Here is a 13,149-nt window from a genome sequence, read left to right as displayed (position 1 = left end):
ATCAGCCGCCGCTGGAGCCGGAGGTGTTCCCGCCGATGCCGCCCCGGGTGACGGCGGACTTCTCGAAGCTGCCGCCGGCGACCTTGCCGGCGGCCACGTAGCCGCCGTAGTAGTACGAGCCGCGGCCGCCGCTCTTGCACTCCTTGTTGTTCAGGTGCTGCAGCGTGGAGCGGGAGGCGCAGCGCTTGTCGGGCTCGTCGCTGCTGCCGCAGGCCACGAGGGTGGCCGCGAGCAGGCCCATGCCGCCGAGGGCGACGGCGCCGGAACGCATGCGTCGCTGATTGGTGCTGCTGCTGTCCATGTCTGCTGCTCCCCCTGGGGCCTCGCGTGCTGCCGACAGAGTAGAGCGGGGGCACCGGCCGATGGAATCCGGCCGCTGTGAGATCCGTGACCTAGAGTCAGTTCGTGCTGATTGGGATGATTTGCGCGCTCGGTGCGGCGGTCTGCTTCGGTACGGCCTCGGTCCTGCAGGCGGTCGCGGCGCGGGCGGCGGAGCCCGGCAGCGGGTCCGGAGTGGACACGGCGCTGTTCCTGCGGGCCGTGCGGCAGTGGCGGTACCTGGCGGGTCTGGCCCTCGACGGAGCCGGCTTCGTGCTCCAGATCATCGCCCTGCGGCACGTCCCGATCTACGCGGTGGGGGCGGCGCTGGCGGCCAGCCTGGCGGTGACGGCGGTGGTCGCGGCGCGGCTGCTGCGGGCGCGGCTGTCCCGGACCGAATGGGGCGCGGTGGCGGTGGTGTGCGCGGGGCTGCTGATGCTGGGGCTCTCCGCCGGGGAGGAGGGCACGGGTACCGGGTCGGCGGCGCTGGAAGTGGGAATGCTGGCGGTGGCCGGACTGGTGCTGCTGGTCGGCGTGGTCGCGGGCCGGCTCCCGGACGGCCCGCGCGCGCTGGTGCTCGGCCTCGCGGCGGGGACGGGCTTCGGGGTGGTGGAGGTCTCGGTACGGCTCATCGACTCGCCGTGGGACCTGCGCAACCCGGCCCTGTACGCCCTCCTGCTGGGCGGCGGCGCGGCCTTCCTGCTCCTCACCTCGGCCCTGGCGCGCGGCTCGGTGACGGTGGCGACGGCGGGCATGGTGATCGGCGAGACGATCGGCCCGGCGGTGGTGGGCGTGGTCTGGCTCGGCGACAGCACCCGCGAGGGCCTGGCCTGGCTGGCGGTGACGGGCTTCGCGGTGGCCGTGGCCGGCTCCCTGGCCCTGGCCCGCTTCGGCGAACCCCCGACCCCGGCGGAGCCCGACCCGGCCGGCTGAACAGGGCCGACCCGGCGCCCGGCTCCCGACCACTCCGCCGCGATCTTCCAGCCCCGCCAGGGGGCACCTCCCAGCGGTAGCTGGGGGAGATTGAGGCGCGGGGGTCCGGGGGCGGCGCCCCCGGCAACGGCGCCGCAGGGCACGCGTCACGGCAGTGCCGCCGACAGGGCCGCCAGCGTCGGGGACCACGCGCTGTCCGACGGCGTCCCGTAGCCGACGACCAGCGCGTCCCGCGGCGCGAACTCGGCCTGCGGGTGGCGGAAGGCGGAGAGCCCGTGCAACGCCAGGTCCTGCCAGGCCGCCGACTGCAGGACCGACCGCTCCAGCCCCTCCGGGAGGTCCAGCACCGCGTGTAGCCCCGCCGCGATCCCCGACACGCCCACCCGGTCCCCCACCGCCGCCACCAGCTCGTCCCGGCGCCGCCGGTACCGCAGCCGCATCCCGCGCACGTGCCGGTCGTAGGCCCCGGAGGTGAGGAACTCCGCCAGCGTGAGCTGATCCAGCGCGCTGGTGGCCCAGTCCGTGGGGCCCTTGGCGGCCAGCACCTCCTCCAGCAGCCCCGGCGGGACCACCATCCAGCCCATCCGCAGCCCGGGCGCCAGCGACTTGCTGGCCGTCCCGAGGTACACCACCCGGTCCGGGTCCAGGCCCTGCAGCGCGCCGACCGGCTGGCGGTCGTAGCGGAACTCCCCGTCGTAGTCGTCCTCCAGGATGAGCCCGCCCGTGGTCCGGGCCCAGTCGACCGCGGCCGCCCGTCGGGCCGGGGTCAGGGCGACGCCCGTCGGGAACTGGTGCGCCGGGGTCAGCAGCACCGCTCCCGCCGCCGCGGTCAGCTCCCCCGTCCGGGCCCCCTCCCCGTCCACGCCGAGCGGGCTCGTCCGCAGCCCCGCCCGCACCAGCTCGTCCCGGTGGAAGTCCAGGCCGTAGCCCTCCACCGCCACCTCGCGCACCCGCCGCGCCCTCAGCACCGCCGCGAGCAGCTTCAGCCCGTGCAGGAAGCCCGCGCACAGCACGATCCGGTCGGGATCCGCGTACACCCCGCGCGCCCGCGCCAGGTATCCGGCCAGCGCCTGCCGCAGCTCGATGCGGCCGCGCGGGTCGGCCGCGTACCCGAAGGCCTCGTTCGGCGCATCGGTCAGCGCGCGCCGGGCCGCTGACAGCCAGGCCGCGCGCGGGAAGCCGCCCAGGTCCGGGGAGCCGGGGATCAGGCTGTACGCGGGCCCCTTGCGCGCGGGGCGCCGTACGGGGGCGGCGGCCGCGGACCGGCGCGGGCGGGCCCGTTCGGCGACGCGGGTGCCGGAACCCTGGCGGGCCGTCAGCCAGCCCTCGGCGACGAGCTCGGCGTACGACTCGGCGACCGTGTTCCGGGCGATGCCCAGGTCGGCGGCGAGGGTGCGGGACGACGGCAGCCGGGTGCCGGCCGCCAGCCGTCCGCTGCGCGCGGCTTCGCGCAGGGCCTCGGTCAGACCGGCCCGCAGGCCGCGTCCGGCGGTGAGGTCCAGGTGCAGATGCAGGTCGGCACCGAAAGTGGCCCACGATTCCGTCATGGATATGGACCATATCGGTGGGCCGCCTGCGTCCTACGGTGGATCACATGACGATCACGAACGAACACGCCCCCGAGCACACCCCGCGCATCCACATGGCCAAGCTCGCCCCCGAGGTCTACAAGGCCGTCCTCGCCCTGGAGATCGCCTCCAAGAAGGGTCTGGATCCCTCCCTGGTCGAACTCGTCAAGATCCGGGCCTCCCAGCTCAACCACTGCGCCTTCTGCCTCGACATGCACACCAAGGACGCGATCGCCGCCGGTGAGAGCGTCGAACGCATCATCCAGCTGGGCGCCTGGGAGGAGTCGCGGCACTTCTACACCGAGAAGGAGCTCGCCGCGATCGAGCTCACCGAGGCCGTCACCGTCCTGACGGACGGCTTCGTGCCCGACGAGGTCTACGAGAAGGCCGCCGAGCAGTTCGAGGAGCGCGAGCTCGCCCAGCTGATCGCCGTCATCGCGACGATCAACGTCTGGAACCGCATCGGTGTCACCACCCGCATGGTGCCGGGCCACTACACCCCGGGCATGTACAAGTAGGACCGGTCGTTCCGGCCGGGTCATTCCGGCCTGAAAGACTCCACGGCCGCCGTCAGGTTCGCGCGCACCGTCGTGCCGTCGGCGGCCGGTCCGGCCGCCAGCAGCGCCCACCGCCGACCGTCCGGGGCGACGGTGATCCGCTCGATCGCGCGGCGACGGCCGTGCGACTCCTCGTTGTCGTACTCGTACACCAGCTCGCAGGACCCACCGGACACCGGATCGAGGGAGACCTCCCGGTAGCCGGGACGGCTTCCGAGGGCTTGCGAGGAGGTCCGCAGCAGCTCGCACGCTCCAACGCCGTCCGGCTCGGCGACGCGGAAGATCTGGACCAGCGCGCTGCGGTCCCCGGGCCGCCGGTAGAAGGAACCGCTGCCGGTCTCGTCGTGGCTGCGCTCCCAGCCCGTGGGGACCGCGACCGAGAAGCCGCCGTCGTCGCGCACCACCGAGTACGCCGGCGGGACCGAGGGCGACGCGGAGGAGGAGACGGAGACGGAGGGGGGCGGGTACGGGGACGCGTCCGGCCCCGTACCGGACGGCGGGGCCGGCGTGCCCGGAGCCGACGGGGCTGCGGCAGGTGCCTTCGGCTCCCCGCCGCCCAGTACGAACCATCCCGCCACGGCGCAGCCACCCAGCACCGCCGCCCCGAGGGCCACCAGCAGCGGGCCCCGCCACGAGCGTTCCCGGCCCGGGTCGGCCTGCCCACCCGGGCCTCCCGGGCCGCCCCCTGGTGGGCGGGGCGGGTACGAGGGCGGGGGCGGTGGGGGCGGCGGGGGCCGCTCCGTCCGCTCCCAGCGCTGCGACTGCGGATTCCAGTGGGCACCGCCACCCGTGGCCACCGGTCAGCTCCCCAGCGAGGCGAGCAGCCCTCCGAGGGCGGCGGCCGCGTTCACCGAGTCCACCAGCGGGGCCCAGCGCTGGAGCGCACCCCTGAGCCGGGCGGGCAGGCCGGGCCGGATCTCCCCGGCCTCCTCCAGCTCGCCGGCGGCTTCGTCCAGTTCGGCGTCGAGCGCCGACCGGTCGGCGCTGCGGGGCAGGCGGACGAGGGCGATGCGCAGCTCCCGTACGGCCTCCAGCAGTTCCGCCGCGCCCGGGGCGCCCGCCCCCGTACCGCCTTGGTGGATCGTGGTGTTGGTGTTGTTGGTGCCGCCGATGCTGAAGGCGCTGCCTTCGATGCGGTTGATCCGCACTTCCCCGGCTCCCCCGTCTTGCGTCACTGCCGGTCTCCCCTGCCTGTGTGGTGGCTCGTCTGGTTGTGGTGCCCGCTGCCGCCCACGCTGAACGCGCTGTGGCTCACCGACTGGATGTACACCCCGCCCTCCGCGACGGTGACCGCCCGCTGCGCGAACTCCTGCGTGTGCCAGCCCGCTTCGTGCAGGGCGAGGGTCACACCGCCGACGATCCGGTCCTGAATGGTCTTCAAGTACCGGTCCAGGTCCATCAGCTGGAAGAGGGAGGCGTCCTCCTGCGCCGCCAGCTCGCGCACGGACACGGCCGGACCGGCCGGGAGCGCGCCGCCGTGACCCTCCGTGGCGATCTGCCACGGGCCACGGCTGCCGCCCGCGAGGGCGGTGAGCGCCTTGGTGAGCGAGCGCGGGGCGTGCTTGAGCGCCCAGACCGTCTTGGCGAAGGGGTTGTTCCGCAGGTGGCGCCGGGCCACGTCGTCGGCCTCCTGGAACCGGGGCCGTACGGGCAGCAGCACGTGCGGCGCCACCTCCAGCATCAGCATCCCGCCCTGGGTGTGGACGCGTACGAAGACGGTGACGACGAGGTTCTCGTCCCAGCCGCCGACCCGTACCCGCAGGAAGTGGCGGCGGCGCTCCCCGCCCTCCTCCACCGCTGCGGCCCGGTGCGCCTCGAACGCCCGGTCCGAGAGGTCCGGTTCGTGCGCCGCGGGCAGCCCGGACGCCGGCAGGAACACGCACTCGTCGATGACCAGTTCCCGCAGCCGGTCCAGTACGGCCTGCTCGGCCTCCGGCGAGCCGTGCGGCGACGGGACGCGCAGCGCCTCCAGCCGCGGCCGGATCCGGGCCATGATCCGCTCGTTGTCCAGCGGTTCGGGATCGACCCCCTCCGCGCGCGGGCGCAGCTCGACCGACAGGTGCCAGGGGCGGTAGGGCGCGCCGGCGCCGCAGAACGGATCGTCGACGTCGTAGATGACCAGGCGGCTGTGCTGCGTCCGCAGGATCCGGTCGCGGATCCTGGCGAACCGGCGGCCGGAGGCGGGGTCGGCGTTCGGGTCGGCGTACCGCGTCCGGCTGAGCGAGGTGCTGATGACGCGGGCGAAGTGGCCCCGCTGGAGGCCGACGACCAGGGTCAACAGGGCGAAGACGATCAGGGCGGTCCAGGCGTAGTCGCTCGCGATCGCGGCGCCGAACACGGGCAGCGCCAAGAAGGTGTCGAACGGCGCCAGCTCGAACGCCCGCTGCATGACCTTGAAGGTCAGGGCCGAATCGTCGGTCCCTCCCACGCCCGTTTGACCGTCGATCGCACCGGCCAGCAGGCCCAGACCGACGTCGAGGAGCAGCAGGTAGCCGCAGCCGCGCAGGAGGAGTTCGAAGAACCGGCTGCCGCGCCCCGTCTTCTTCCGGCGGCGCGCGATCCGCCCGGCACCGCTCAGGAAGGCGGCCGGGAGGAGCAGGAAGAGCATGAGCGGCTGGGCCAGCAACAGCCCGAGGCCCCACACCGCCAGGACGGCCGAGGCCCAGGCCGCTTCGGCACGGCGGGCCTGGAGCGCGTGGGCGAGGACGCGGGAGGCGTCGAAGCCGTAGGAGGGCGCGACGTAGCGCTCCTCGTGGACGTAGAGCTCCTGGATCACCCGGTCGCGGTACGCGGCGTCGAGATAGCTGCCGGCACACAACAGTCGGCCCGCTTCGCTGAGCGAAGGGTGCACCGGAGTTCTGTCGTCCGCGGTGCCTGTCACCGAATCCCCCTTTCGGTGTGCGGAGGGAAACGCTAAGGCGATCACCGGGGGCGCGACAGGCTCGATCGCGCCAAAAGGCCCCGGCGCAATGCGCCGGGGCCCTTCGGACGTGCGGATCGAGTCGGGTGACCGGATCAGATCAGGCCGAGCTCGCGGACCGCGTCGCGCTCCTCGGACAGCTCCTGGACGGAGGCGTCGATGCGGGTGCGGGAGAACTCGTTGATGTCCAGGCCCTGGACGATCTCGTACTTGCCGTCCTTGCAGGTGACGGGGAAGGAGGAGATCAGACCGGCCGGGACGCCGTAAGAGCCGTCCGACGGGATGCCCATCGAGGTCCAGTCGCCCTCGGCGGTGCCGTTGACCCACGTGTGCACGTGGTCGATCGCGGCGTTGGCGGCCGAGGCGGCCGAGGACGCGCCACGGGCCTCGATGATCGCGGCGCCGCGCTTGGCGACGGTCGGGATGAAGGTGTCGGCCAGCCACAGCTCGTCGTTGACGACCTCGGCGGCGTTCTTGCCGGCGATCTCCGCGTGGAAGATGTCCGGGTACTGGGTCGCCGAGTGGTTGCCCCAGATGGTCAGGCGCTTGATGTCGGAGACGGCGCTACCGGTCTTGGCGGCCAGCTGCGAGATCGCGCGGTTGTGGTCCAGGCGGGTCATCGCGGTGAAGCGCTCGGCCGGTACGTCCGGGGCGGCGGCCTGCGCGATGAGCGCGTTGGTGTTGGCCGGGTTGCCCACGACCAAAACCTTGATGTCGTCCGCGGCGTGCGCGTTGATGGCCTGGCCCTGCGGCTTGAAGATGCCGCCGTTGGCGGCGAGCAGGTCGCCGCGCTCCATGCCCTTGGTACGCGGGCGGGCGCCCACGAGCAGCGCGACGTTCGCACCGTCGAAGCCCTGGTTCGGGTCGTCGAAGATGTCGATGCCGGCGAGCAGCGGGAAGGCGCAGTCGTCAAGCTCCATGGCGGTGCCCTCAGCGGCCTTCATGCCCTGGGGGATCTCCAGAAGACGGAGCTTGACCGGCACGTCCGCGCCGAGCAGGTGACCGGAAGCGATGCGGAAGAGCAGCGCGTAGCCGATCTGGCCGGCGGCGCCGGTCACGGTGACATTCACGGGAGTGCGGGTCATGGCCTTCTCCGTTAGACAGCTGGCGGTGGGGCGTCCCTGCCCCATGTGCTGGAGGACGCCGCTCCCCAGTAAATCTTGACGTGAAGAGACATCCGCGGTCAGGCTATCCGACCCGGGACCGGGCTAACCCCCGGGTCCGTGTGGTGCACGGCACACGGACCCCGGCGTTCGAAGGTTCGACCGGTCCTCGGACCGCTATTCGACCAGGAAGGCCCGGCCCGTCCGGTGTCCTTCGACCGACTTGACGCAGGCGTTCGCCGCGCGGGCCACGGGCACGGCGTCGAATCCCGCGGAGGCCGCGCTCGCTTCGCCCGCGTCACGCGCGCCGCTCACCGCACGGTGAAGCGGACCGCACTCTCCATGAACGGGAGCACCAGCCACGGCTTGGGCGCTGCCATCACCAGCGCGAGCAGCGTGATCGCCACGCCCAGCAGCCCGTAGGTGATCATGTCGGTGAAACGGGAGCGCACCGCGAGCATGCCCACCGAGGGCAGCACGCGCCGCATCACCGAGGCCGCGATCAGGGCCAGGCCGATGGCCAGGCAGCCGACCCGCGGGTGCCCGAAGGCCGTGGCCAACAGTCCGACCGCCGTCGCGGTGAGCACGCTGAGCATCGGCCACTGACGGGCCGGCGTGGACACGGCCCCCGGAACGGCCCGGCCGCTGCCCTCGGGGCGCGCGGTGTCCCGGGTGATGGAGGGGAAGCGGCGGGACCTGACCGGCGCCTCGGCGCCGGCCTTGGCGGGACCGGCCGCGACGGGACCGGCCGCGACGGGCGTCGCGGGCACGACCGGAGCGACGGGGGTGCCGTTCGTCCGGGCCGCGCCGCCGCCCGTCGCGTTCTCCGCGTCCGACTCAGCCTGCACTGGTGGTCCGTTCCGCCGCCTCGACGACATTGACGAGCAGCTGGGCGCGGGTCATCGGGCCGACCCCGCCCGGGTTCGGCGAGATCCACGCGGCCACCTCGGCCACGCCGGGGTGCACATCGCCAACGATCTTCCCTTCCCCGTCGCGGCTGACGCCCACGTCGAGCACGGCCGCGCCCGGCTTCACGTCCTCCGGCTTGACCAGGTGCGGGACACCGGCCGCCGCGACGATGATGTCCGCCTGGCGCAGCTGCGCGGAGAGGTCGCGCGTACCGGTGTGGCAGAGCGTCACGGTGGCGTTCTCGGACTTGCGGGTCAGCAACAGGCCGATGGAGCGCCCGACGGTGATCCCGCGGCCGAGGACGACGACGTGCGCGCCGTTGATGCCGACGTCGTGGTGGCGCAGCAGTTCGACGATCCCGTACGGGGTGCAGGGCAGCGGTCCCGGCTCGTTCAGCACCAGTCGGCCGAGCGACATCGGGTGCAGACCGTCGGCGTCCTTCAGCGGATCCATCAGCTCCAGGACCCGGTTGGTGTCGATGCCCTTGGGGAGCGGGAGTTGGACGATGTAGCCGGTGCACTCCGGGTTGGCGTTGAGCTCCCGGACGACCGCCTCGATGTCTTCCTGGGAGGCCGTCCCGGGCAGTTCGCGCTGGATGGAGGCGATGCCGACCTCGGCACAGTCCTTGTGCTTGCCGTTCACGTACCAGCGGCTGCCCGGATCGTCACCGACCAGGAGGGTGCCGAGGCCGGGGGTGATGCCCCGGGCCTTCAGGGCCGCCACGCGGGCGGTCAGTTCGGACTTGATCGCTGCGGCGGTGGCCTTGCCATCGAGAATCTGGGCGGTCATGCCCCCATCCTCCCGGATGAGGCGGCCCCGGTTCCAGTCAAGGCACTCGCAGGGGCTCAGGGTTCATTGCACTTGCACAACAAGTCACCGGCCGTAACCTAACCGACTGGACAAGCCCGGGCCCGCCGGACCACGATGAATCGACTGATGTACCGCGGGCAGTGCCGGGGGGCGGGACCGCACCGTGCAAGGATTCCTCCGTGCTCAGCCGTGCGTCCCCGCACTTCCACGGAGGAACACCCCAACATGAGCTTCGGCGAACCGCAGAACCCGTACGGACAGCAGCCGCCGCCGCAGGGGCAGCCCGGCTACGGCTACCCCCAGCAGGCACCCCAGGGCATTCCTCCGCAGAGCGGCTACGCCTACCTGCAGCAGGCCCCGCAGGGCTACCCGGGCGGTCCCGGCGGGTACCCGGGTGCGCACATGGAGATGCCGGGCGGTGCGAAGGCGGCCCGCGTCATCCTCTTCATCGTGGGCGCTCTGCAGGTGCTGGGCGGCCTGTTCGCGATCATCGGGGGCGCCGTGTTCGCCGCGGTGCTCGCGGAGGCCGGCTCCTCCAGCTCCTCGAGCTCCTCCAGCTCCTCCGCGGAGGAGCTGAGCGCCGTCGCCGGCACCGTGGGCGTCGTCATCGGAATCGTCTTCATCGGCCTGTCCCTGTGGCCCATCCTGACCGCGGCCAAGATGGCCAAGGGTCGGGGCGGCGTCCGTGTCTCCGGCATCATCTACGGATCGCTGCAGACCTTCTTCGCCGCTTTCGGCGTCCTGGCGAACCTGATCACTCTCGGCACCGACGAGCACGTCCCGGTCGGATTCGGCGTGGTCGCCTCACTGCCGTCCCTGATCTCCCTCGCCCTCGGCCTCACCATCGTCATCGGCCTCGCCAAGGCCGGGGACTACTTCCGCCGTCCCCAGTACTGACCGTCCCGTACGCATACGGCGAAGGCCGCGTCCCGCAGTACGGGGCGCGGCCTTCGCCGTGTGTCAGACGGGCCGGACTCAGTGGAAGAAGTGCCGGGTCCCGGTGAAGTACATGGTCACGCCGGCCTTCTGCGCCGCCTCGATGACCTGCTCGTCACGGACCGAACCGCCCGGCTGGACCACGGCCTTGATGCCCGCGGCCGTCAGGATCTCCAGCCCGTCCGGGAACGGGAAGAAGGCGTCGGACGCGGCGTACGCGCCCTGCGCGCGCTCGGCGCCCGCCCGCTCGACGGCGAGCTTCGCGGAGTCGACACGGTTGACCTGGCCCATGCCGACGCCGACCGAGGCGCCGTCCTTGGCGAGCAGGATCGCGTTGGACTTGACGGCCCGGCAGGCCTTCCACGCGAAGGCCAGCTCGGCGAGCTCCGCCGGGGACAGGGCGTCGCCGGTGGCCAGGGTCCAGTTGGCCGGATCGTCGCCCTCGGCCTGGAAGAGGTCGCTCTGCTGGAGCAGCGCACCGCCGGAGATGGGCTTGAGGTCGCCCGGCTGGTGCGGGGTGCCGTCCACCTTCAGGACGCGGATGTTCTTCTTCTTGGCCAGGATCTCGACCGCGCCGTCCTCGTAGGCGGGGGCGGCGATGACCTCGGTGAAGATCTCCGCGACCTGCTCGGCGAGCTCGACGGTCACCGGACGGTTGACGGCGATGACGCCGCCGAAGGCCGACAGCGGGTCGCAGGCGTGCGCCTTGCGGTGGGCCGCGGCGACGTCCGCGTCGACCGCGATGCCGCACGGGTTGGCGTGCTTGATGATCGCGACGCAGGGCTCGTCGTGGTCGTAGGCGGCGCGGCGCGCGGCCTCGGTGTCCACGTAGTTGTTGAAGGACATCTCCTTGCCGTGCAGCTGCTCGGCGTTGGCGAGTCCGCCCGGCTGTCCGTCCGTGTAGAGGGCGGCGGCCTGGTGCGGGTTCTCGCCGTAGCGCAGGGTCGACTTGCGCTCCCAGGCGCCGGCCAGGAACTCGGGCAGCGCCGCGGCGTCGTCCTCGGGGGCTTCCGGGGCGTAGGCGTTCGTGAACCAGGAGGCCACGGCCACGTCGTAGGCGGCGGTGTGCTGGAAGGCCTCCGCCGCGAGCCGCTTGCGGGCGGTGAGGTCGAAGCCGCCGCCCTGGGCCGCCGCGATGACGTCGGCGTAGCGGGCCGGGCTGGTGACGACCGCGACCGAAGGGTGGTTCTTGGCGGCGGCGCGGACCATCGACGGGCCGCCGATGTCGATCTGCTCCACGCACTCGTCGGGCGTGGCGCCCGACTGGACGGTCGCCAGGAAGGGGTAGAGGTTGACGACCACCAGGTCGAAGGGCTCGACGCCCAGCTCGGCGAGCTGGTTGCGGTGGTCCTCCAGGCGCAGGTCGGCGAGGATGCCGGCGTGCACGCGCGGGTGCAGGGTCTTGACCCGGCCGTCCAGGCACTCGGGGAAGCCGGTCAGCTCCTCCACCTTGGTGACGGGCACCCCGGCGGCGGCGATCTTCGAGGCGGTGGAGCCGGTGGAGACGAGCGCGACGCCCGCCCCGTGCAGCCCGAGGGCCAGCTCTTCCAGTCCCGTCTTGTCGTAGACGCTGATGAGCGCACGCCGGATCGGCCGCTGGGTCGTGGTCGGGTCGTTGCTCGCTGCGGTGTCTGCGGCGGTCACTGGATTGTTACCTTTCGTCCCTCAATGCGGTAGCCGTGCCGGGCCAGGCGCCCCACGACATCGACGAGCAGCTGGCGCTCGACTTCCTTGATGCGCTCATGGAGAGCGGCTTCGTCGTCCTCGTCCCGGACCTCGACCACACCCTGGGCGATGATCGGACCGGTGTCCACGCCGCTGTCCACGAAGTGGACCGTGCAGCCGGTGACCTTCGCGCCGTAGGCGAGGGCGTCCCGTACGCCGTGCGCACCCGGGAAGGCGGGGAGGAGGGCGGGGTGGGTGTTGATGAACCGGCCGCCGAAGCGGTCGATGAACACCTTGCCCACGATCTTCATGAATCCCGCGGACACCACGAGGTCCGGCGCGTACGCGTCGGTCGCCTCGGTGAGGGCGACGTCCCACTCCGCGCGGCTGTCGTAGCCCTTGACCGGGCAGACGAAGGTGGGGATCCCCGCCTTCTCCGCCCGCTCCAGGCCGGCGATGTTCTCGCGGTCGGCTCCCACGGCGACGACTTCGGCACCGAAGCCCTCGGATCCGCCGGGGTGGGCGTCGATGGCATCGAGCAGGGCCTGGAGGTTGGTGCCGGAACCGGAGACCAGCACGACCAGGCGGGAGGCGGCCATGGGAGGCCCTTTCTCGCGGGATTGCGGTGTTCGTCTTGTGTGGTCGTACGAAACTTCGGGGTACCGATATATGGGGAACCATACGAAGCAACGGACCGCCTGCAACGATACCGGTACACGGGACGGCCCCCGAGGGACGGGGGGACGGCCGGGCGGTAGCGTCTGGCGTACAAGCCACGAACTGGCCTCACCTCGCCACGACGTCCCCGCGACGTCCATGACACAGGGGAAGAAACACACCCGATGCCGGACCGCCGTCAGCCCGACTCCCCCACCGACGACAACCCCTTCGCGGCTCCGCCGGAAGGCCGGCCCGACCAGCCGTGGCAGCCGCGCAGCGGCGGTGGCGGCGGGAACGGCGACGGCCAGAAGGACTCGGACGGCCAGCGGGGTCCGGCGCGATGGGACCCGACGGACCCAATCCAGCGCCGTGCGCGCTACGCGCTGCTGGCCGGCATGTGGGGCTCCTTCTTCGGGATCTTCCAGATCCCGTCGGTCGCACTGCTGCTCGGGGTGCTCGCCCTCTACTGGGGCATCAGCGCGCTGCGCGGCAAGCCCGCCGCGGCGACCGCCGAGGGCGCCCCGGCGGCACCGTCCGGCCTGGACGCCCTGGGCCCGGCGGCCCGCCCCCAGCGCACCGCGGCGGTGAGCGGCCTGGTCACGGCCTCCCTGGCGATCCTGCTGGCGTTCGGCTCGTACGCCCTGCAACTCGCCTACAAGGACTTCTACGTCTGCCGCGACGACGCCCTCACCCAGTCGGCGGAACTCCAGTGCAACACCCTCCTCCCGAACAACCTGGTGGGCAACATCCTGAAGGTCCGCCAGTAGGCG

General features: G+C 72.5%; 15 protein-coding genes. 4 read left to right on the top strand and 11 right to left on the bottom strand.

Translation table 11 applies throughout. The features are described from left to right. Position 1 precedes the first annotated feature (1 nt). Positions 2-301: a hypothetical protein gene (locus tag ACIQK6_RS00775; protein WP_329099478.1), complete on the bottom strand. Its 300-nt coding sequence runs from the start codon at positions 299-301 to the stop codon at positions 2-4. A gap of 116 nt (positions 302-417) precedes the next feature. On the opposite strand from ACIQK6_RS00775, the gene ACIQK6_RS00770 reads away from it, so the two are divergent. Continuing rightward, the gene (locus ACIQK6_RS00770) at positions 418-1,251 is read left to right on the top strand and encodes a hypothetical protein (protein ID WP_329107711.1); all 834 of its coding nucleotides are present in this window, start codon (positions 418-420) and stop codon (positions 1,249-1,251) included. A 146-nt stretch (positions 1,252-1,397) separates the two neighbouring features. Here ACIQK6_RS00770 and ACIQK6_RS00765 read toward each other — a convergent pair whose 3' ends face one another. Then, complete coding sequence (locus tag ACIQK6_RS00765) at positions 1,398-2,798, bottom strand: PLP-dependent aminotransferase family protein (protein ID WP_329099479.1); 1,401 nt, start codon at positions 2,796-2,798, stop codon at positions 1,398-1,400. Between the two features lie 47 nt (positions 2,799-2,845). Here ACIQK6_RS00765 and ACIQK6_RS00760 point away from each other — a divergent pair, with 47 nt between their 5' ends. Further along, entirely contained in the window at positions 2,846-3,337 is a 492-nt protein-coding gene (locus ACIQK6_RS00760; protein ID WP_329099480.1) for a carboxymuconolactone decarboxylase family protein, read from the top strand. Positions 3,338-3,357: 20 nt separating this feature from the next. Here ACIQK6_RS00760 and ACIQK6_RS00755 read toward each other — a convergent pair whose 3' ends face one another. From ACIQK6_RS00755 to ACIQK6_RS00725, 7 genes are all read right to left on the bottom strand, one after another. Further along, positions 3,358-4,173, bottom strand: a complete 816-nt coding sequence (locus ACIQK6_RS00755) for a hypothetical protein (protein WP_402694058.1) — start codon at positions 4,171-4,173, stop codon at positions 3,358-3,360. A 3-nt stretch (positions 4,174-4,176) separates the two neighbouring features. Then, on the bottom strand, positions 4,177-4,551 hold the full coding sequence (locus tag ACIQK6_RS00750) for a hypothetical protein (protein WP_329099482.1): 375 nt from the start codon (positions 4,549-4,551) through the stop codon (positions 4,177-4,179). Further along, positions 4,548-6,257, bottom strand: coding sequence for a hypothetical protein (locus ACIQK6_RS00745; RefSeq protein WP_329099483.1), 1,710 nt, complete (start codon positions 6,255-6,257; stop codon positions 4,548-4,550). Before ACIQK6_RS00745 ends, ACIQK6_RS00750 begins: the two co-directional genes overlap by 4 nt. 134 nt (positions 6,258-6,391) lie before the next feature. After that, positions 6,392-7,381 (bottom strand): malate dehydrogenase, encoded by a 990-nt coding sequence (locus tag ACIQK6_RS00740; protein ID WP_327264070.1) that lies wholly within the window; start codon positions 7,379-7,381, stop codon positions 6,392-6,394. Positions 7,382-7,576: 195 nt separating this feature from the next. Continuing rightward, on the bottom strand, positions 7,577-7,714 hold the full coding sequence (locus tag ACIQK6_RS00735; protein ID WP_402694057.1) for a hypothetical protein: 138 nt from the start codon (positions 7,712-7,714) through the stop codon (positions 7,577-7,579). After that, a complete protein-coding gene (locus tag ACIQK6_RS00730; RefSeq protein ID WP_402694056.1) occupies positions 7,711-8,247 on the bottom strand; it encodes a DUF3017 domain-containing protein in 537 nt (178 codons plus the stop codon). The genes ACIQK6_RS00735 and ACIQK6_RS00730 overlap by 4 nt, the downstream gene beginning before the upstream one ends. Further along, entirely contained in the window at positions 8,237-9,097 is an 861-nt protein-coding gene (locus ACIQK6_RS00725; protein ID WP_030712694.1) for a bifunctional methylenetetrahydrofolate dehydrogenase/methenyltetrahydrofolate cyclohydrolase, read from the bottom strand. The genes ACIQK6_RS00730 and ACIQK6_RS00725 overlap by 11 nt, the downstream gene beginning before the upstream one ends. Positions 9,098-9,343: 246 nt before the next feature. Here ACIQK6_RS00725 and ACIQK6_RS00720 point away from each other — a divergent pair, with 246 nt between their 5' ends. After that, positions 9,344-10,015, top strand: a complete 672-nt coding sequence (locus tag ACIQK6_RS00720; RefSeq protein ID WP_402694055.1) for a hypothetical protein — start codon at positions 9,344-9,346, stop codon at positions 10,013-10,015. A 78-nt stretch (positions 10,016-10,093) separates the two neighbouring features. On the opposite strand, the gene purH is transcribed toward ACIQK6_RS00720, so the two are convergent. Together purH and purN are read right to left on the bottom strand one after the other, a co-directional pair. After that, positions 10,094-11,698: a bifunctional phosphoribosylaminoimidazolecarboxamide formyltransferase/IMP cyclohydrolase gene (gene purH / locus ACIQK6_RS00715; protein WP_329099487.1), complete on the bottom strand. Its 1,605-nt coding sequence runs from the start codon at positions 11,696-11,698 to the stop codon at positions 10,094-10,096. Beyond that, a complete protein-coding gene (gene purN, locus ACIQK6_RS00710; RefSeq protein ID WP_030012097.1) occupies positions 11,695-12,318 on the bottom strand; it encodes a phosphoribosylglycinamide formyltransferase in 624 nt (207 codons plus the stop codon). Before purN ends, purH begins: the two co-directional genes overlap by 4 nt. A 243-nt stretch (positions 12,319-12,561) precedes the next feature. Here purN and ACIQK6_RS00705 point away from each other — a divergent pair, with 243 nt between their 5' ends. Further along, positions 12,562-13,146: a hypothetical protein gene (locus tag ACIQK6_RS00705; RefSeq protein ID WP_329099488.1), complete on the top strand. Its 585-nt coding sequence runs from the start codon at positions 12,562-12,564 to the stop codon at positions 13,144-13,146. The last annotated feature ends 3 nt before the right edge of the window (positions 13,147-13,149 follow it).

The sequence above is a fragment of the Streptomyces sp. NPDC091682 genome (genome assembly GCF_044756625.1).
Classification (GTDB): Bacteria; Actinomycetota; Actinomycetes; order Streptomycetales; family Streptomycetaceae; genus Streptomyces.
Note: the sequence above shows the minus strand (reverse complement) of the source record. Positions and strands in the feature narration are given on the sequence as shown.